The organism is Paenibacillus sp. SN-8-1 (assembly GCF_050995535.1).
Taxonomy (GTDB): Bacteria; Bacillota; Bacilli; order Paenibacillales; family Paenibacillaceae; genus Fontibacillus.
In genome coordinates this window covers 1785869-1805724 of the sequence record NZ_CP194782.1, presented here as the reverse complement: position 1 = coordinate 1805724, position 19856 = coordinate 1785869, and the positions used below count along the sequence as shown (strand labels likewise).

Sequence of the window (19856 nt, the reverse complement as noted above, 5' to 3'; positions counted from 1 at the left end):
CCGGAAAAAGGTCCCGATTAAACCTCCTTTTTTCCTAGGATTACTTTCCCTCTTTTCCTTGTTTCTGTAAAAAAGGTTAATGATACCGTCGGGTTACCCTATTCATCGCTCTCCTCATTTCTACCTCATTCGATATGGCGCTTCTTCATTCGACATTGTCCATACAGCCTCTAGTCTGATTGATGCTTTTCTTTCAAACCTAAAAAGCGGGTCAAGAATGTCTTTACGACTAGTTTTCGAGCAATTTTTTTGTTATTTTTGTGACAAAATCGATAATTTCCGATCTTATTAACCCGTTTTGCTCCTGCTGAAAGACAAAAAAAGAGGTTATTCCGTATGAATAACCTCTTCCTCTCTGCTCCATTTCGCATCCCTAGCTCTTTATTTGATTAGTTTATTTTGTACTCTAGCATACGACTTGAGAAAATCGCTTGCGACTGCCTCTCCAGCCAGCCCATTGGGATGAGGATCGTCTGGACTGCTCATATACTCAAGCTTAATCCGGTGTTCATGAGGTTCAGGCTGCGACAGCACACTGGCCATATCGTATACGTAGTCCACTCCCTCAGGGGGATGATTCAGAATTTCTTTGTTTACGGCACGCCAGATTTGCTCACGATCCCCCGTGAAGTTGAACGGGGGTACGGTGCTTAGTAGAATAGTCCTCTCGGGCCTGTTCTTCCTCAGCGCAGTTACAATGGCGTTCAAATCATGCAGAAGCTCTGCCGCTGATCTTTTAGCAATATCGATATCGTTAACCCCAAGCACAATCAGAACTTCATCTCCCTGCTTGGCCTTATGTAACCAAGGTCCGTCTGAAGCCGCGTCGTATGCTCTGCTCCAGCCTGAGCCAATATTCCATACCCCATACTCGGGACCCAGTCCTTCTGCAATCCTTGCTCCCCAATACTCGTAGGCGTCTTTCTCCGTACGAACTCCCTGGGTTATAGAGTCGCCAAGCATGACTATCCTTCGGGCAGTCTCCTTCTTGTATCCGATAAAGGAGGGCAGTACGAGCAGTCTGTCTGATGCCCGCTTAAGGGGGAGCGAGTCCTGATCCGCTAAATGCCCTTCGGTATCATAAGCCGAAGCAAGCATTCCCTCCACATTATAGGGAATCGATTTGCCCGGACCAAATGTGGACAGCGTCCAGCTGAATACCAGATCATGCCCTTCTGCAATATCTACGGTGACTTCATCACTGTAAAAGCATTCACCTGGTGCTACCTCTCTGGAGTGGCTCCCCCCAAACGTCACCGGAACAAGTGACCCGGCAACTACACTGCCGTCTCTACTCCGTCCACCGTCTCCCAGGAAAGCGGACTCAATCTTCCACGGTCCGCCCGCTTCACTCCCTCTCGCATCCTGCCCCGTATCCCAAGTGGAGTCCACCGAGTTGCTGTGCCATATCCGCATGTGCAGCCGTCCTGTCTCCCTTGGACGGAGATAAGTCCGGTAAGTATGCGTGAAGCCCACAGGCGCATTCATAATAAAGTTGGCTGCGCTAGAGAGTGCGGTAACCGATACATAGTCTTTATTCCAAAGCTCCTCATGCCGCTGATCTTGTCCAGACATCGTTCTCCTCCTTTGCGTATATTTGCATTATACGAAGGTCCTGTACTCAATACTAATATTATCAAGCCGTTATGTTACACAATTCTGACGTGAATCAGGGGTATCCCTACGGATGACCGTAAAGATACCCCTGTATCATTAGGAGAGCTGTCATTTGTAATGACCTCCAATTTTTCGTGACCTTTCAAGCGCTTGGCCGGATGAGGTCAGGGATGCGGCTCTTACAATAGCCGCGCTGCCATACCTGTCTTTGATCAAATCCGTAGCCTTGTTCAAAGCCTGGGATTTGGCCAGATCGTCGAACAGGGTCAGTTGGTATTCTTCATCATTGACCAGTTGGCTGAGCGTTACTCCGATCTGACGCACCGGCATACGATCCCAATGCCGATAGAACAAGGCTTTGGCCGCACGAAATACGGTGTTCGTATCATTCGTCGGGTCCGGGATCTTCATCTGGCGTGAGAAGCCGGCCCGGGTCTCGTAAGGACTGCACATACAGCCTACGGATACGACCTGACCCATGTATCCTTTTCGGCGGCAGTCTCTGCAGACCTCCTCCGTAATTTCCAGAAGTACCGTATTAATCTGTTCCTCATCCGTGTAATCCTGGGGAAGGGTCATCATATGACCGACCGACTTGGGCGGTGTATTAAACGTGGCCGGAGTCACGGGAGAATCGTCCATCCCGTTAGCTGTTCTCCACATCACCTCGGCCTGGATATCGCTTTGCTTGCCGAACCGGGCCCGGAACTTCTCCTTAAGCCGGGGCAGCGGCGTTCTGGCCACATCGCCAATCGTATACATCCCTAGGCTTAAGAAATGGTTCCGCATGCGGGACCCAACCCCGAACATTTTGTCCACTGGCTGCTTCCATAGGGTCTCGGCCAGCTCTGACTTATTCAGAATGTAGATGCCTTCGGCATTTTTCTTCGCCCAAATATCCGTTGCCGCCTTGGCTAGCATCTTATTTGAGCTGATCCCAAAGCGCACCCTGACTCCGGTCTCATCAAGCACCTTCTGCTGGATCGTCCTCGCAATCGTATAGGGATCGCCAAAAATATTGAGACTGCCCGTCACATCCAAAAACTGCTCATCAATGGAGAAAATCTCAACCAGGTCGGTATACTGTTCATAGATCTTTGTGATCTTAAGGGAAATATCGATGTACATCTGCATCCGGGGCTTAACCACGACTACGTCCGGGCATTTTGTAAGCGCCTCTCCAAGCCGCTCCGCTGTAGTTATTCCGTAGCTCTTGGCAAGGGGGCAGGCCGCCAAAATGATCCCCGACCTGCGGGCCGGATCGCCTGCAACAACAAGAGGAAGATCCTTGTAAGCAGGATGATCGGCTTTCTCCACACTAGCGTAAAAGGATTGACAGTCTCCAAGCATAATGGCCCTCTCCGCTGATTTCACTTGAGCACCACCTCTCCCAGATAGAAGGTTACGCGTCTATCGATCTCCGCCCGGGCGAAGCTCCACAGCATGGAGAATTCATATTGGTAACCCCGGCACAAATAACGTGCTTCGAGCCCGGCCCCTGTACGATGCTGCTCATATACCTTGATTCCATGCCGGCGCATCTGCTGCCGGATCTGGCCCAGCTCCCGGGTAATCCGGGACTGCAACTCGCGCAGCACAGCCATATAAAGCTCAGGCAGCTTCAAAGGGCTAGAACCCGATGAGACCAGCATCAAATCCTTCTCCATTAAATCGAGAATCAGCGGCAGTAAAAGAAATTCCTTAACCCATCCTGCCTCCTCCTCAGTCCGGTAAGGCACCTGCTTCATGTAAGATTCCTTCTTCGCGCTGAGACCGGATTTCCGTGTGCATCTTCAATCTTATTAAGGATAATCCCATTCCTGAGCCAGAATACCCTCATTACACTCACCCACTATCAGAACGTTTGTTCTTATCATATTCATAATACGAACAAATATTCGCTTTGACAACAGGTTATTACTGGGGAATCGACCTCGAATAGGCTTTAATGGATGGGACTTATTGTTCTGTCAAAATAATCGGTCCGTCCGCGGTAATTGCGACCGTATGCTCATACTGGGCAGAGAGCTTCCCATCGGCCGTCCGGGCTGTCCAGCCGTCATTGTCGATGCTGATACGGTGCGTACCTTCATTAATCATCGGTTCAATTGTAAATACCATACCTTCCTTCAAGCGGACTCCCTTCCCGGCTACACCCACATGCTCGTAGTTAGGCTCTTCATGCAGGGAGCGGCCAATGCCGTGTCCCAGCAGATCCCGCACAACCGAGAAGCCGTTATTCTCCGCATGCTTCTGAATGGCGGACACTACATCCCCCAGCCGGTTGCCCGGAACAGCCTGCTCAATGCCCAGATACAGACATTCCCGTGTGACCCGCATCAGCTTCTGGGCAGGTTCACTTACCTGACCCACTTCATAACACCAAGCCGAATCACCGAACCAGCCGTCACACTCCACCACGATATCAATCTTGGCGATATCGCCTTCCTTCAGTGGCGTCCTGCCCGGGAAGCCATGGGCGACCACATCATTGATGGAAGCACAGGTCTCCGCAGGAAATCCATTATACCCTTTGGTAAACTGCTTCCCTCCGAGCTTGATAATATGATTAGCCACGAAATCATTAATCTCCAATGTAGTAATCCCAGGCGCGATCAGCTTTGCGATTTCACGGTGGCAGTCGGCCACAATTTCACTGGCCCTTCTCATAGCCTCAATTTCTTGTCCTGATTTCAAAATAATCATAGTTATACGGCTCCTCTCACTCTAAAGACTGCCAAGCAGCAGCTTCACAATTTCATGTTCATTCATCTCAGCTGAACGGCGGTACACCGATAGACCTGCACAGCCCACCAAACCGCCAATAATCAGAAAGGCAGACTCGTCTGAACGCGAATCCCCGGATGCAGTTCTGAGCACTTCACCCAAAGGAGTAATTACACTCTGCCTGAACCTTTCCATAAATACTTTCGCTTCCTGTTCAGGGAGCTCCCGAAAATGCTCGCATGCGAGCTTATAAAGAACAAAAAGGGACGGATCCTTAATCCACCTTCGCAGCAGAGCTATGCCATAGTCTTTGACAGGACGGCCCTTGGTCAGATAGTTCAGCCCCATCTCCTCAGCCTCATCCAGGGCCATGTTAAGAAGATCAGATAATAAATCAAACTTATTCTTATAATAGTGATATACCGTGCCATAACCGAGATCCGCTGCTGCGGCCACATCGCGCATTTCCATATTAATCCCTTTGAGCACATAGGTCTCGGCAGCAGCCCTCATAATCTGTTCCATCCGGCGGGTGCGGATCGCTTCATTTTGTTCTTTGGTGCGAGGAGTCAAGTGGTCATCCCCCTTTCTTTTTTTGACCTACTGACATGTCAATATAAAGCTACACCTTATTGAACAAAAAAGCAATCAGCAAAGAGAGTTCCCTAAAACACCTGTTCACCTAATAAAAAGGACAAAGCAAGCCCGGCAATATCGTACCGGGCCCTGAGAGTTACTTATAAGTATTCTGCTCTGTTTTTTGGAATTTTTCATTATCCGTCTTGAGTGCTTCTTTCCGTCTGTCATTTTTCTGCTGCTGGAACTGCTGGGCTTGCTGACTCGTTACTGGCGTGGCTTCCAGATCTTTTACCGTGTTGATCAGGTTCTTATCAGGATGAATCGAACTCGAACTCATTTTAAAGACTCCTCCTTTTATAGCGATTAGTGAACGTAGTTCATGTTCTATTGTTTCAGTACACCGTTCAGACTATTCGCCGCTTGATAAACTGTTGTCGATAGCCCGCCTATTCTAACCAATCCATAACAAAACAAGCTGACACCGGCACAACCGGATATCAGCTTGAAGCGTTAGAGCACTTACGAAGTTACCTGAACATTCCCCACAGCTTAATCAGATGAAATGTATTTTTCGGGTCAATTTTCTGAGTGATGACGAACTGAACCATTTGCTGCTCCTGAGTTGCAGACAGTCTCTCATTCAGGATCACCGCAGCGGATTTCACCAGCCTGTGTACTTTAGACGGGTCCTGCAAGTCTCCCTTGGTAAGGTTCTCCGTTAACTGCTTCACACGATCCTTGACGGCCTTGTTCTTCATCTTGAGCTTAACCCGTTCCACAAGCTGCGGGCTGATTCCAAACTGCTGATAATTCAAAGCTGCTTCTCACCTCCCGTACGTCAATGTTCTAATATATGACGGCAGGAGAGCATATAGTGCATAAAAAAATGGAACCGAAGGTAACATGAAAAAGAATTCATTTAAGATCAGCCATCAAAAAATACTAATCGATCAGCTCACCTTGCAAAATCTGCTCCCGCTGCAAATAATGCCGCAGCGGGCTGTACGCGGGCGAAGTCCAGAATGCCTCTTCGCCCACCAGCGAGGCGGCATCCTCTCTCGCCGCCTCAAGCACTGCGAAATCGCTGACCATGTCCGCGATTCGGAACTCCGGCACGCCGCTCTGCTTCGTGCCGAAGAAATCCCCGGGACCGCGAAGCTCCAAGTCCCGCCGCGCCACCTCGAAGCCGTCGTCCGTATCGGTCATGACCTTCATCCGCTCCTGACCCACCTCCGACTTCGGATCCGCGATGAGCACGCAGTAGGAAGCGTGCTCCCCCCGGCCAACCCGCCCACGAAGCTGATGAAGCTGGGACAAGCCGAACCGGTCGGCGTCCATAATAATCATCAGTGTGGCGTTAGGCACGTCTACGCCGACCTCGACCACGGTCGTCGAGACGAGGAGCTGCACCTCGTTCGCATAGAACTCGCGCATCACTTCTTCCTTCTCGGCCGCCGTCATTCGGCCGTGCAGCAGACCCACCTTGAAGTCTGGAAAGGCCTGCGACATCGACACATAGAGGTCGATGGCATTCTGCACATCCAGCTTCTCGGACTCCTCAATCAGCGGGCAGATCAGGTAAGCCTGACGTCCCTGCCCGATCTCACGCGAGATGAACCCAAGCACCCGATCCATCTTGTCGTGCTTGACCCAGTAAGAAGAAATAGGCTTTCTTCCTTTGGGCCGCTCAGACAGCGTCGACACATCCATATCGCCAAAAGCCGTAATGGCCAGCGTGCGGGGAATCGGCGTAGCCGTCATCGTCAGGACATCCGGGTTGAAGCCCTTTCGCCGCAGAATGCTGCGCTGATTCACACCGAACCGATGCTGCTCGTCTGTAACAACAAGACTTAAGCTCCGGAAATACACTTCCTCCTGAATCAGAGCATGGGTGCCCACGACCACATCAATCAGGCCCATCTGCAGAGAAGCGAGCAGATCTTTACGACGTCGTCCCGTCACACTTCCCGTAAGAAGACCTACGGTAATACCGAACGGTTCGAACAGCTTCGTAAGCGACCTCACATGCTGCTCAGCCAGAATTTCAGTCGGGACCATGAAGGCGCCTTGGCATCCAGACTTCACAGCAGCGTACAGCGCAATCGCTGCAATCACGGTCTTGCCGGAGCCAACATCCCCCTGCAGCAGACGGTTCATACAGAAAGGAGAGCGCATATCCTTCAGAATCTCCAGCTCCACTTTCTTCTGGGCATCCGTCAATTCAAATGGAAGACTTCGGACGAACTCTCTGACCGTGGCGTTATCTACGGTGTGCTGAACGCCATCCATCCGTTCGTGATTCATGGCCCGGTAAGCTTGAAGCTTCAGCTGGAAGAGGAATAGCTCTTCGTACACCATCCGCTTGCGGGCCTCCTGTCCTTCACTGCTGTCCTGTGGCTGATGAATACGAAGAATTGCATGCTTTCGCGGCATAAGCTCATACTTACGGATAAGGTCCTCCGGCAGAATCTCAGGGATCATCTCCCCGAACTGGGTCAGAGCTTGTCCTACTGTCTTGCGCATCCAGGCCTGTGTAATGTTGCCACCGACGGAATAGACCGGCTGCAAGCTTCCGCTTCGGATCACACCCTTATCCGGGAATTCCGATTCCGAGACTGTCATCTGTGCGCGGCGCTGGTCCCATTTGCCTGTCAGTGTAATCTCCCGGCCAGGCGTAAGCTGATCCTTCAGGAAATGCCGATTGAACCACGTCGCCGTGAACATCCAATCGTCAGCCATCACTTTACAGGTCAGTCTGGACTTTTTACCATAACGCTGAAGTACGGGAAGTCCCATAATCTTAGCCTGTACCGTTACCTTCTCCCCATCCTTCACTTCACTCAACGAACGAAGGCGGTAATCTTCATAACGGAACGGATAATATTCAAGTAAATCTTGTACCGTAAAGACGCCAAAGGCGTGAAGCTCCCCCTCTTTGAGAGCACTCACGCCGCTGACCTGCTTCACGGATATCGTACTGATATCCATATTCAATCCCTCACTTTATGCCGGCCAGACGAATACCGCCACAATCCCCGGACCCACATGGGTTCCTACAACTGCGCCAATATCCGTCCGCACCACTTCATGCAGCGTGAAATGCTGTGACATTTCCTGCATGATATCTTCTGCCGTCTCCGGGTTCACCCCGTCACAGACTGCGATATTCAGGTCCTTATGCTCACCAAAATCCTTCCGGAACAGCTCCACAATACGCGACACCGCCTTCTTGCGTCCCCGCGCCTTATCTACCGGATAAATTACGCCTTCCTCATCCACAGAGAGAATCGGTTTCACATTCAGGACAGTACCTATAATAGCCGCTCCCCTGCGAATACGCCCGCCTTTCTGCAGGTATTCCAGCGTATCCACCAGGAAATACAATCTTCGAACCTGACGAAGCCGCTCTACCTCATCTACAATTTCTTGAACCGAAGCGCCATTAGCTGCAAGTCTTGCTGCAGCAACGACCTGAAGCCCGAATCCATACGAGGCACAACGGGAATCAATGATCGTGATGTCCGCTATAGTGCCCTCTTCTTCCATCATGGATTTAGCCAAAAGCGCGGATTGAAAAGTGCCGCTCATCCCCGAAGAAATATGAATAGAAATAATAGAAGCACCCGGGTACTGATCCAGCAAACCTTGATATACATTTACGTACTGGGAAGGAGACGTCTGGGAAGTTGTAGGGAGCTCTGGTGACTTCGTTAATCTGTCATAGAATTCAGCCGGCGTAATGTCGACTCCTTCTACAAAGGATTGCTCTTTAAAGTTCACCGTCATTGGGATGACATGAATGCCGTACTCTGCAACCGTCTTCTGCGGAATATCCGCGGTACTGTCGGTAACAATAATAATATGATTCATTCAGAAATAGCCTCCATCCCCGTCCTCTGAACATTCTCCCAACAATCAAATCAGGATTCTACAGAGAATAAATAATAATAGATCGGCTGACCGCCCTCGTGAATTTCCACTTCAGCGTCAGGATAATTCTCCTTCAGCCAATTGAGCAGAAGCAGAGTATCGTCCTTGCTTGCCTCTTCACCGGTCAAGATCGTTAAGATTTCATCGCCGCTTACGAGCATCTTTTGGAGAAGTGACTCACACGTCTGAAGAAGGCCCTCTTCTGTGGACACAATTTTGGAATCTTCAATACCTATATAATGACCCGCTTTAATCTCCAAATCATCAAAATGAGTATCACGAACCGCATAAGTAACCTGGCCGGTCTTCACATGGCCCACCGCGGCAAGCATACTGTCCGTGTTAATCTGGATGCTCTCCTCTTCCTGGAAAGCGAATGCTGCCGCAATTCCCTGAGGAATACTTTTGCTTGGAATAACCGTAACACTTCGCTCCCCTTCGAGCAGATCACGAGCCTGCTGTGCGGCAAGAACGATATTGGAGTTATTAGGGAGTACAAATACATGCTGGGCAGAGATCGAATTAATAGCATTGACGAAATCCTCCGTGCTTGGATTCATCGTCTGTCCTCCGGACAGTACGGCATCCACCCCAAGGCTTGTAAAAATATCCGCGATTCCCTGGCCTGAAGCCACCGCGATAAATCCATAAGGCGCCATTTCGTCAGCCGGCAGTACAGCCGGGTCTGCTACCCAAGCCTTCTCAGCTGGAATATCGGCGAAAACCTCGGGCGACGGAGCAATATCCATGCCTGCAGACAACAAATCCCGGTGCTGCTCTCTCATATTCAAAATATGAATCTGGGTAATCTCTCCATACCGGAGAGCCAAATTAAGAACTTCACCTGGAGCTTTGGAATGAACATGAACCTTGATGACTTCATCGTCAGCAATAACGATGATAGAGTCTCCGTTTACACCCAAAGCCTTGCGGAACTGATCCTCATCAAACGCAGTGCCTTTTCCTTCACCCAGCTGACGGTTAATGAAGAATTCCATGTCATACAAGAACTCGATATCCTCTGTCTCAAGGCGGGATTGTGCGGATACAGGCACTTCAGGAACTGACTTGAAGTCAGAATAGCCTTCCGTACGAGCCTGAGAGCTGGACGCTTGTCCGCGTGCTTGGGTGACAGGCGCCGAGGCCTCCGTGTTGCTGGACAAATAATCAAAGAACCCTTGATAAATGTACACAAGACCCTGTCCACCGGAATCTACTACACCCACCTGCTTCAATACAGGCAGCTGTTCAGGTGTATGGGCAAGAGCTTCTTTTGCCTTGGCAAGAACTTCTGTCATAAGCTCCAGAATGTCCGATGTGCGCCGGGCATAATGGACGGCATGTTTAGCCGCTTCCTTAGCCACCGTAAGGATGGTTCCTTCCACTGGCTTCACAACAGCCTTATACGCGGTATCTACACCGCTTTGCAGTGCCGAAGCGAATTGAACCGTATTCAATTCTTCATAAGAAGCCGAATAACGGCTAAATCCACGGAATAACTGTGACAGGATTACTCCCGAGTTCCCGCGTGCTCCCATCAGTAGTCCCTTAGACAACACGGCTGCACGGCTGCCAACGCCACCACTGCCGCTGCGGGTTAGCTCCGCTACACCTGCAGTCATCGTAAGATTCATATTTGTACCGGTATCCCCATCCGGAACCGGGAACACATTAAGGGAATTCACGTGTTCCGCATGCTGCTGAAGCTGAGCCGCTCCGGCTAATACCATAGCTGTAAAATCTGTTCCATTTAGAGAACGCTTACTCAATGACAAATCCCCTTCCTAACTTGATACACGTACGCCCTGGACTACAATATTCACTTCATCAACTTGAAGTCCTACTATATCGTTCAATACGTATTTAACTCTTTGTTGGATGTTATGGGCCACCTCGGATATCTTGATCCCATAAATGACTATAATATATAGATTAATTACGATTCTATTGTTATCAGGTTTCACTTCTACTCCGCGGGTAAGATTCTCCCGCCCAAGCAGTTCTGCAATACCGTCTTTAAATTGCTTCCGGCTTGCCATCCCCACAAGTCCATAACATTCCATGGCGGCTGATCCGGCAATTACCGCTACCGCTTCATCCGAGATATCAATTTGTCCATATTCGGTATTCAGTTCAATAGCCACTTCCTTCACTCCCCCCTTAAAAATATTATGGACTACTCAACATTGTACTATAAGAAGAAGGAGAAATAAATAAAAGAAGAACCGGGCCCCACAAATAAAGTTAGCTAATCGGTTGACGAAGCTTTTTTTGCTGTGATATGATATTCGAGTATTGTTTTATGCAGGTGTATTGGAACAAGGAGGTGTAATTTCGTGTCACGTAAATGTTATGTAACAGGCAAAAAGCCTAGCACAGGTAACCATGTATCTCACGCTAACAACCGTAACCGCCGTACTTGGGGCGTTAACGTCCAAAAGGTCCGCATTCTGGTAAACGGTAAACCAAAACGCGTTTATGTCAGCACTCGCGCTTTGAAATCCGGTAAAGTTACCCGTGTGTAATCTTCAACCAGGCATATAGACAAAAAGCACCTTTTTCATAAGAGGTGCTTTTTTAATGTCTTTTTTAGTTCTTATGAAATGTATTCAGAACGGCCTTCACAAAACCTCCCAAAAACTTAGGCAACTTAAATGTGTAAAACTTCATTATTCACCCTCCCCATACTTCCCATGCTTACTTTATTCTATGACTCGAACCCACATCATGTGTGCTCTATTCACAAAAAAAAGGTTACATGAGAACCTTAGCTCATGTAACACAATTGTATGCGCCTTGCGCCTGCCCTATTCCATTAAAGCAGGCGGAGGGTCGTCCCCATTTTTTATTTAAGCTCTTACACTGTTACGGATTTCGGCAATGGCTCCAGCACGATCAGCACGGCCGAATACAGCACTTCCAGCGACCAGAACCTCTGCACCAGCCTCTACGACGAGCGGCGCGGTCTGAGCGGTAATCCCGCCGTCTACCTCGATAAGCAGGTCATTTAGCCCTTTCTGCTTCTTCAATTCGTTCAGCTCGCGGATTTTGCGAACCGTACTCGAAATGAAAGATTGTCCGCCAAATCCCGGATTCACAGTCATGACAAGCACGAGGTCAAGATCCTCGATCACTTCAGACAAGACCGATACCGGTGTTCCCGGGTTAATTGCGACCCCTACCTTAACTCCCTGCTCCTTGACCAGATGGATCACCCGATGCAGATGAACACAAGCTTCAGCATGCACGGTAATCAGATCAGCACCTGCTTTGGCAAAAGCGGGTATGTAAGCATCCGGATTTTCAATCATCAGGTGTACATCCATAAAAAGGTTGGTATGAGGCTTGATAGCCTCCACAACCAGCGGACCTAATGTAATGTTAGGGACGAAATGCCCGTCCATAACATCCACATGAAGCCACTCAGCCCCCGCTTGTTCTACTTCAGCAATTTCCTCACCCAATTTAGCGAAATCCGCGGATAAAATTGACGGTGCTATGTTGATCATTTGATTAGTACCTCCGTTTCTTATCTTTCATTTCCTCATAGAACTGCACATAGTGCTCGTATCGGCTGGCGGCAATCTTCCCATCCTCCAAGGCCGCACGAACCTGGCAGCCGGGCTCATGAAGATGACTGCAGCCGCGGAATTTACATTCCGAGGCATAAGGAACAAACTCACGGAAGCATTCGGATAACTGGTCTACTCCTAGTTCCAGGAAATCCAGCTGGCTGAATCCTGGAGTATCCGCAACGTAACCCCCATTTTCAAGCTCGATAAGCTCGACATGACGGGTGGTATGCTTACCTCTGCCAAGACGCAGGCTGATTGCGCTTGTCTCAAGACCTAGACCAGGCAGCATGGCATTCAGCAGCGAGGACTTGCCTACCCCAGATTGTCCCGAGAAGACACTGATCTCTCCAGCAAGCCGCTTCAGCACTTCTTCCGTGCCTGCTCCCGTATGTGAACTGGTGACAATAACTTCATAGCCGATAGAACTGTATAAATCACTAACCTGCTTGGTCAATTCATCGGATGTATCCGAATCATCAAGAAGATCACGTTTGGTTAGACAAATAAGCGTCTGAAGACCCTCATTCTCAATGTGGACCAGGAACTTGTCCAGCAGTTGAAGATTCATATCGGGTTCACGAAGAGAGAACAGCAGCACTGCCAGACGGGCATTAGCCACCGGCGGACGAATAAGCTCCGACACTCGCGGCAGAATCTCTGTAACCGTCCCTTCTCCATTCTCCGTAGGCTCGAAAATAACCCTGTCGCCTACAAGTGGAGTAATTCCTCTCTTCTTAAAAACCCCCCGGCCCCGGCACTGAACCGGTTCACCCGGTTCACCGCCAGTCTCTTTCACATAATAATATCCGCTTAAAGCCTTAACAATTAAGCCTTCAGGCATGTATGCAGCCTCACTTCCATGTTTATCTGCCCTTTTCCTGATCCTTTTTCTTCTTTTTCTCGGCTTTCTGTGCTTCCTTTTGGGCGTCTTTGACCTGCTTAGCATTAGCAGAAGATGCCGAAGCATAACGTTCTGTTGCACCGCTGTATTCACCGTTAATAGAAGCCGAATCTCCAGAACTATTATCTCCACTATTAGCAGGATCTTGCTGCTGAGAATCCGCAGGTACATTATCCGCCGGCTGCTGTCCGATTGGCGTACTCGGTACAGGCACGGTTCCCTGCTTCGCATCAATATAGGATACCGGGAGTGTATCCAGGTATTTACCATCCTGGTAGACCAGAATGGCCCCATCTTTAGTAGGTGCAAGCACAAGGTCAACCGGGATGGTCTGAGCCGTTTTAATAGTCTTCACACCGGCTTCCCGATTCTCTCCGCGGGCATCCGTATACACAAGGCGAATTTTGCTGTTCTTGCCCTCCGTCTTAGGTGCAACAGGGACATCATAAGTGAACTTAATCGCTTCAGGCGGATACCCCGAACTTACGAATATCGTGATCTCTTCACCCGGTGATACCTGCTCCTTAGGAGCATATGGGTGCTGATTGAATACCAGGCCTTGTTCAACCTTATAACTGGATTCCTGAACAATTCCGTCTTTAGCCAGCTTTAATCCATATTCCTTAAGCTTCGCTTCTGCCTGCTGCTGAGTAAGACCCGTAAGATCAGGCATACTAACCTTTTCTTGTCCTTTACTTACTGTAAGCTCAATCGTAGCAGTTGCAGGATCGAAGTCCGAACCGGCAGCCAGGCTCTGACCTGTAACTTTCCCGGGATCAGCTTCACTATAATCATCTTTGCGGGTAATCTGATCACCCTTCATTTGGAACTCGTCGATCAGCTTCTTACTTGCATCCTCATAGGACAGTCCGCTTAGGTCAGGTACTTTCTTGAGCGGCTTATCCACGCTCACCGTCAAGGCAATGGCTGAGCCTTGTTTGACCTCTGTCCCTTCCGGCTTGCTCTGCTCATAGACTACTCCTGCCGCAAAGCCTTCCTTGTACTGCCTTGTAATCGGCTCCTGAACCGTGAGGCCAACCTTGGCGAGTTCCGCCCTAGCCACATCTTCCTGCAGGTTAATTACCTGAGGTACCTTCACATTAGGCTTATTAAGACTTTCATTGACATACCAGGCAACTCCAAGCATGAATAAAATAACAAGCAGCGTGATGCCGATCCACAAGGTTGGTTTCACCCATGCTTTCTTCTTCCCAGCAGGAGGCTTGGCAGGTGGATTGTCTTCTTCGACTCGGGAGGTTCTTCCAGCTGCCGGTCTTTGAACCGGGGGCTTAATAGCCGGAATAACCCGTGTCTTGTCAGCATCATCCAAATCATCAAAAATGATCTTGGATTCTGTTCGTCTCTCCGGAAGAAGGCAGGTCTCCAAATCCCGAAGCATCTCCTTGGCCGATTGATACCGCTCACTCGGGTTCTTACGCATCGACTTCAGGATGACATTCTCCACACTTTGTGGAATAAGCGGGTTAACAAGCCGCGGCTCTTCAAAATCATCCTGGAGATGCTTCAAAGCCACGCTGATTGGACTTTCGCCCAGAAAAGGAAGCTTGGAGGTCAGCATCTCGTACAGCACAATCCCAAGTGAATATAGGTCCGATTTTTCACCTGTCACAACGCCCTTAGCATGCTCTGGAGAGAAATAATGTACAGATCCTACCACAGAGCCAGTTTGGGTAATCGTTGCCGAAGACGCCGCGCGGGCGATCCCAAAATCCGTAACCTTCACCCGGCCATTGCGGCCAATTAATATATTGTGAGGCTTAATATCCCGATGAATAATTTGGTTATGATGGGCATGATCCAGGGCATCGCAGATTTGTGATGCAATCCGAACGGCCTCATCCACTTGAAGTGGGGCACGTTCTTTTATAATCTCATTTAAATTCTGGCCTTCGATATATTCCATAACAATATAATGAATGTCATCTTCCTGACCCACATCATAAATACTTACAACATTCGGATGTGACAGAGATGCAGCCGATTGCGCCTCCCGCCGGAAGCGGCGGATGAATTCCTCATCGTGCACAAATTGTTGGCGCAGAACTTTAATGGCTACATTGCGTCCAAGGAGAATATCCTGTGCCTTGTACACAAGCGCCATTCCGCCTCCGCCAATTCGTTCAATGATTTGATATCGACCGCCCAATTCGTGTCCGATCATGTTGTCCACTCCTTTGCACTAGACCCTGCCGTACCCGGTATTTCAAATAAAGCTACGGTAATATTATCTTCTCCGCCTACATCCAAAGCAAGCTGAAGAAGATGGTCTGCCCGATCCTTCAGTGACACGTTAGGCAGTCCCACAGTCTGGGCCATCTGTTGTTTGGGAACATAGCTGCTGAGTCCGTCACTACAGAGAAGGAGAATATCGCCTTCCTTCAGGACAACATGAATAAGATCAACATCCACCTGTGCGTCTGTTCCGAGAGCCCGGGTAATTACATTTCTACGTGGGTGATTGTACGCTTCTTCTTCACTGATCTGACGGCTTTTTACGAGCTCATTGACCAAGGTGTGATCCTCCGTCAGCTGGGTGATATTCCCCTGCCGGAACAAATAAGCGCGGCTGTCCCCAATATGTCCGATAATGCCTTCCCGGCGATCCATAAGAATCGCTACAACGGTGGTTCCCATATTGTGATATTCTACACTTTCCGAAGCTGCCCGGAATACCACTTCATTGGCATGCAGGATGGCTTTCCTGAGAGCCTCGCGGCGTAGCTCCGAAGAGGTTGCCCTCGGAAGGGATTTCAGATCGGATACAATCGTCTCGACAGCAAGCCTGCTGGCTGTATCTCCGGCCTGATGTCCCCCCATTCCATCTGCAACAATCCCCAAAGTGAAACCTTGCTCCAAATTAGCTACCCACGATGAATCTTCGTTCACAGAACGAACATGTCCTACATCACTGACATACACCGTTTTTATCAAATCTTCTCACCTCGCACCAGACTCCATATGCTTCGCCCGCAGTTGTCCGCAAGCTGCCGCGATATCATGACCTTGTTCCCGGCGGATCGTAACATTGATTCCCTTGTCCGCCAATATGCGTTGGAATTGAAATATGTCATTTCTGGAAGTTCGAGTGTACTTGCGCTCCGGTACATAGTTAACCGGAATTAGATTGACGTGGCAGAGCATGTTCTTCAGGACACTGGCAAGCTCCTCCGCATGCTCAGGTCTATCGTTCACGCCGCCGATAAGCGCGTATTCAAAAGTAATTCTACGCCCCGTCTTAGCTTGGTAATATCTGAGCGACTCCATCACATCATCGAACGGAAAGCGCCGGTTAACCGGCATAAGCTTCGACCGGAGGGCATCGTTCGGTGCGTGAATGGAAATAGCCAGATTGATCTGGGTATTCTCATCAGCAAATCTGTATATATTAGGCACAATACCGCTTGTTGATACAGTAATATGCCGCTGTCCAATATTCAAACCCTTCTCATGGATCATCAGGCGCAAAAATTTCATAGTTGCTTCATAATTCTCGAATGGCTCGCCTGTTCCCATAATAACGATACTGCTTACACGTTCACCGCGTTCATCGAGAATCTGCTGGGCCCGTACAACCTGAGCCACAATCTCGCCCGCAGTCAAATCCCGCTTCAGTCCGCCAAGCGTAGAAGCACAGAAGGTACAGCCAACACGGCAGCCGACCTGTGTAGTTACACAGATGCTGTTACCATAGTTGTGCTTCATAATCACCGTCTCAATAGCATGGTCATCATGAAGGCCGAACAGGAACTTCACGGTTCCATCCTTGGATTCGAACTTGGTGATTTCATTTAGCGTAATGAACTGGAAGTTCTCATTCAGCTTCTCGCGCAGGCTCTTAGATAAGTTCGTCATCTCGTCAAAAGAATTAACCCGCTTCACATAAATCCAATCAAAAATTTGTCCTCCGCGGAAAGCGGGCTCACCTTGGGATACAGCCCATTCCTGCAGCTCTTCTAACGTAAAATCATATATAAAAGGTTTCATGATCACACACCTGTTCTATTTAAATTAAAGACTAGCTTATATTCATTCTTCCCATTTTATCATAAACACAGTTCACACTAAAGTGCAAAACCCGCTGGAAAGTTCCAGCGGGGAGATGCCTCCTGACATATTAACCTAGTTTGACAAGCCGGGCAATATAAAATCCGTCAGAATGATAATCCTGAGGCAATATTTGTATCCCGGCGCCTTCTCTAAGCTTCCCGGCTTCAAGCCGCTTCAGGCCATCAGGTTGATCCGAAGCTTCGGAGAACTCCGAATGCTTGTCCAGAAAGGCCTTGACAACAAGCTCATTCTCTCTCTTTTCCACCGTACAGGTACTATAGACAAGGATACCGCCTGGTTTTAGCAATCCGGCTACTTCATCTAGGAGCTTGATTTGGAGTTCTGATATCTCATCGATATCCTCCGGTTGCTTGGCCCATTTCAAATCAGGCTTCCGCCGGATCACACCGAGACCCGAGCATGGGGCATCAAGAAGTATCCGGTCAAAGGATTCAGGCGCGTACTTGCTCGCCAGCTGCAAGGCATCCCCGGTTGTTGTCCGAACCGTGTTCAACTCAAGCCGGGCGGCTTGGTCCTCGATCAGCTTCGCCTTATGGGGATGGACATCGTTAGCAATAATCTCCCCTTCTCCAGCGAGCTTCTCTGCCATGTGACAGGACTTGCCGCCAGGAGCTGCGCAGCAATCCAGGATTCTCATTCCAGGCGCCGGATCAACGGCAGCCGCGACCAGCATAGAGCTCTCATCCTGAATGGATAGATATCCTTGGCGGTACCATTCGGTAAGCGCCATGTTGCCACCGCTTCGCACAATAATGCCGTCCTCCGATACCGCAGAGGCCTGGGCATCAAGGCCCTGTGCCTGCATTTCCTTCATAAGATCATCCCGGCTGATCTTCGTCCGGTTCACCCGGACACTGACTGATGGTGGTTCATTGTTCGCGCGGCAGATGGCTTCAGCTTCCTGCTCACCGTACTGCTTGATCCAGCGGCCGACCATCCACTCGGGATAGGCGTACTCAAGAGCAATCCGCTTTACTGGTGGAAGGCCTTCAGGGAGCCGTAGCTCCTCCTTACGACGAAGCACATTTCGCAGAACGCCATTGACCATCCCCGATATACCCTGATGACCCTTTTTCTTGGCAATATTTACCGCTTCGTTAACCGCTGCATGCGATGGAATTCTGTCGAGATAATGCAATTGGTAGAAGCTTAGCCGAAGCAAATTCCGTACCCAAGGCTGAAGCTTCTTAAGCCCTTTGGCCACAAATTGATCCAAAAAATAATCAATCGTCGACAAACGAGAAATCGTACCATATACGAGCTCAGTAGCAAGGCCCGCATCAGGTCCAGATAATCCGCTTCTCTGTAGAGCGCCGTTCAGCTGCAAGTTGCTGTACGCCCCCTCCTCTTCTACCTGGGTCAGCACCAGGAGGGCCACCTCACGTGCTGATGCGGGCTTGGAAGAGCTTTTATTCACATGATATTTAGACTTAGGGCCTCCGCTTCGTCTTACCTGTGCGGGACCATCCTTCCTGCCGCTTTCATTAGAGCTGCTCAAGAGAAAACCTCGCCTTTCTTCAGAACCCCGCCGCGCAGAAATTCAGCTGCTTCCATCGCCTTCTTGCCGGCTGGCTGCACTTTAGTTAAAATAACCGAACCATCTCCGGTCTTGACCTCGATTCCTTGATCTGTGAAGTCAAGCACCGTACCTGGAGCCTGGTTCCCACCAGTTAATGCTCCGTCACGCGGCTGTGCGACCTCCCACACCTTGAACACCTCACCATTCCAGAGCGTGAAGCCGCCAGCAAAAGGAACCAACCCCCGGACACGATTATAGATCGCACGGGAAGAATCCGACCACGTAATCCGCTCATCCTCACGGGTTAGATTTTTGGCATACGTGGACTCTTCCTCGTTTTGCGGAATCCGTCCGGCCCGACCTTCGATAACCAGGGGAAGCTGTTCCTTCAGTAAAGCTGCACCTGCCAGACTCAGCTTCTTGAATAATGTACCCGAAGTATCTTCATCTTCAATCGGTACCACTGACTTCGCGATCATATCTCCCGTATCAAGCCCTTCGGCCATATACATGAGGGTGATGCCCGTCTCCTTTTCCCCATTGATGATGGAACGCTGAATCGGTGCTCCCCCCCGGTACTTCGGCAGCAGCGAACCGTGAACGTTCAGACAGCCATATTGAGGGAGATCAAGCACCGCTTTGGGCAGAATCTGCCCATAGGCCGCGGTTACGATCACATCCGGCTTATAAGCGGCAAGCTCCTCCACAGCTTCCGGACTCCGCATCCGCTGTGGCTGCAGCACCGGCAGTCCATGACGGAGCGCCGCCTCCTTAACGGGTGTAGGAGTAAGGACCTTTTTCCGGCCCTGAGGACGGTCCGGCTGTGTAACTACTGCCACTACGTTATACCCTTCGGTTAATAGTGTCTCCAGAGAAGGTACAGCAAAATCAGGAGTTCCCATAAAAACGATATTCACTC

At 49.7% G+C, this 19856-nt stretch carries 20 protein-coding genes; 1 reads left to right on the top strand and 19 read right to left on the bottom strand.

All coding sequences use genetic code 11. From position 1 onward, the window contains the following. Positions 1–381: 381 nt before the first annotated feature. The 11 genes from ACRRNK_RS08420 to ACRRNK_RS08370 all read right to left on the bottom strand — a co-directional run bounded on the left by ACRRNK_RS08420 (position 382) and on the right by ACRRNK_RS08370 (position 10997). Positions 382–1575, bottom strand: coding sequence for an SGNH/GDSL hydrolase family protein (locus ACRRNK_RS08420; RefSeq protein WP_433946289.1), 1194 nt, complete (start codon positions 1573–1575; stop codon positions 382–384). A 150-nt stretch (positions 1576–1725) separates the two neighbouring features. Further along, a complete protein-coding gene (locus ACRRNK_RS08415; protein WP_433946841.1) occupies positions 1726–2967 on the bottom strand; it encodes a DNA polymerase IV in 1242 nt (413 codons plus the stop codon). Between the two features lie 20 nt (positions 2968–2987). Continuing rightward, complete coding sequence (locus tag ACRRNK_RS08410) at positions 2988–3365, bottom strand: hypothetical protein (RefSeq protein ID WP_433946288.1); 378 nt, start codon at positions 3363–3365, stop codon at positions 2988–2990. Positions 3366–3576: 211 nt separating this feature from the next. After that, on the bottom strand, positions 3577–4323 hold the full coding sequence (gene map / locus ACRRNK_RS08405; protein ID WP_433946287.1) for a type I methionyl aminopeptidase: 747 nt from the start codon (positions 4321–4323) through the stop codon (positions 3577–3579). A gap of 21 nt (positions 4324–4344) precedes the next feature. After that, positions 4345–4917 (bottom strand): TetR/AcrR family transcriptional regulator, encoded by a 573-nt coding sequence (locus ACRRNK_RS08400; RefSeq protein ID WP_433946286.1) that lies wholly within the window; start codon positions 4915–4917, stop codon positions 4345–4347. A gap of 160 nt (positions 4918–5077) precedes the next feature. Beyond that, a complete protein-coding gene (locus ACRRNK_RS08395; protein ID WP_433946285.1) occupies positions 5078–5260 on the bottom strand; it encodes a hypothetical protein in 183 nt (60 codons plus the stop codon). Between the two features lie 190 nt (positions 5261–5450). Then, the gene (locus ACRRNK_RS08390) at positions 5451–5738 is read right to left on the bottom strand and encodes a stage VI sporulation protein F (protein ID WP_433946284.1); all 288 of its coding nucleotides are present in this window, start codon (positions 5736–5738) and stop codon (positions 5451–5453) included. A gap of 127 nt (positions 5739–5865) precedes the next feature. Further along, entirely contained in the window at positions 5866–7911 is a 2046-nt protein-coding gene (gene recG, locus ACRRNK_RS08385) for an ATP-dependent DNA helicase RecG (protein ID WP_433946840.1), read from the bottom strand. A 15-nt stretch (positions 7912–7926) separates the two neighbouring features. Further along, the gene (locus tag ACRRNK_RS08380) at positions 7927–8793 is read right to left on the bottom strand and encodes a DegV family protein (RefSeq protein ID WP_433946283.1); all 867 of its coding nucleotides are present in this window, start codon (positions 8791–8793) and stop codon (positions 7927–7929) included. Between the two features lie 50 nt (positions 8794–8843). After that, entirely contained in the window at positions 8844–10622 is a 1779-nt protein-coding gene (locus tag ACRRNK_RS08375) for a DAK2 domain-containing protein (RefSeq protein WP_433946282.1), read from the bottom strand. Between the two features lie 15 nt (positions 10623–10637). After that, complete coding sequence (locus ACRRNK_RS08370; protein ID WP_127197937.1) at positions 10638–10997, bottom strand: Asp23/Gls24 family envelope stress response protein; 360 nt, start codon at positions 10995–10997, stop codon at positions 10638–10640. A 192-nt stretch (positions 10998–11189) separates the two neighbouring features. On the opposite strand from ACRRNK_RS08370, the gene rpmB reads away from it, so the two are divergent. After that, positions 11190–11378, top strand: a complete 189-nt coding sequence (gene rpmB, locus ACRRNK_RS08365) for a 50S ribosomal protein L28 (protein WP_082926854.1) — start codon at positions 11190–11192, stop codon at positions 11376–11378. Positions 11379–11442: 64 nt separating this feature from the next. Here rpmB and spoVM read toward each other — a convergent pair whose 3' ends face one another. The 8 genes from spoVM to fmt all read right to left on the bottom strand — a co-directional run bounded on the left by spoVM (position 11443) and on the right by fmt (position 19854). Next, on the bottom strand, positions 11443–11523 hold the full coding sequence (gene spoVM, locus ACRRNK_RS08360; protein WP_036621610.1) for a stage V sporulation protein SpoVM: 81 nt from the start codon (positions 11521–11523) through the stop codon (positions 11443–11445). A 179-nt stretch (positions 11524–11702) separates the two neighbouring features. Next, positions 11703–12362, bottom strand: a complete 660-nt coding sequence (rpe, locus tag ACRRNK_RS08355) for a ribulose-phosphate 3-epimerase (protein ID WP_433946281.1) — start codon at positions 12360–12362, stop codon at positions 11703–11705. A 4-nt stretch (positions 12363–12366) separates the two neighbouring features. Beyond that, the gene (gene rsgA, locus ACRRNK_RS08350) at positions 12367–13269 is read right to left on the bottom strand and encodes a ribosome small subunit-dependent GTPase A (RefSeq protein ID WP_433946280.1); all 903 of its coding nucleotides are present in this window, start codon (positions 13267–13269) and stop codon (positions 12367–12369) included. A 22-nt stretch (positions 13270–13291) separates the two neighbouring features. After that, positions 13292–15511: a Stk1 family PASTA domain-containing Ser/Thr kinase gene (gene pknB / locus ACRRNK_RS08345; protein ID WP_433946279.1), complete on the bottom strand. Its 2220-nt coding sequence runs from the start codon at positions 15509–15511 to the stop codon at positions 13292–13294. Further along, positions 15508–16281 (bottom strand): Stp1/IreP family PP2C-type Ser/Thr phosphatase, encoded by a 774-nt coding sequence (locus ACRRNK_RS08340; RefSeq protein WP_433946278.1) that lies wholly within the window; start codon positions 16279–16281, stop codon positions 15508–15510. The genes pknB and ACRRNK_RS08340 overlap by 4 nt, the downstream gene beginning before the upstream one ends. Positions 16282–16287: 6 nt before the next feature. Beyond that, positions 16288–17334, bottom strand: a complete 1047-nt coding sequence (gene rlmN / locus ACRRNK_RS08335) for a 23S rRNA (adenine(2503)-C(2))-methyltransferase RlmN (protein ID WP_433946277.1) — start codon at positions 17332–17334, stop codon at positions 16288–16290. A 130-nt stretch (positions 17335–17464) separates the two neighbouring features. Continuing rightward, on the bottom strand, positions 17465–18916 hold the full coding sequence (gene rsmB, locus ACRRNK_RS08330) for a 16S rRNA (cytosine(967)-C(5))-methyltransferase RsmB (protein ID WP_433946276.1): 1452 nt from the start codon (positions 18914–18916) through the stop codon (positions 17465–17467). After that, the gene (gene fmt, locus ACRRNK_RS08325) at positions 18913–19854 is read right to left on the bottom strand and encodes a methionyl-tRNA formyltransferase (protein WP_433946275.1); all 942 of its coding nucleotides are present in this window, start codon (positions 19852–19854) and stop codon (positions 18913–18915) included. Before fmt ends, rsmB begins: the two co-directional genes overlap by 4 nt. Positions 19855–19856: the final 2 nt, after the last annotated feature.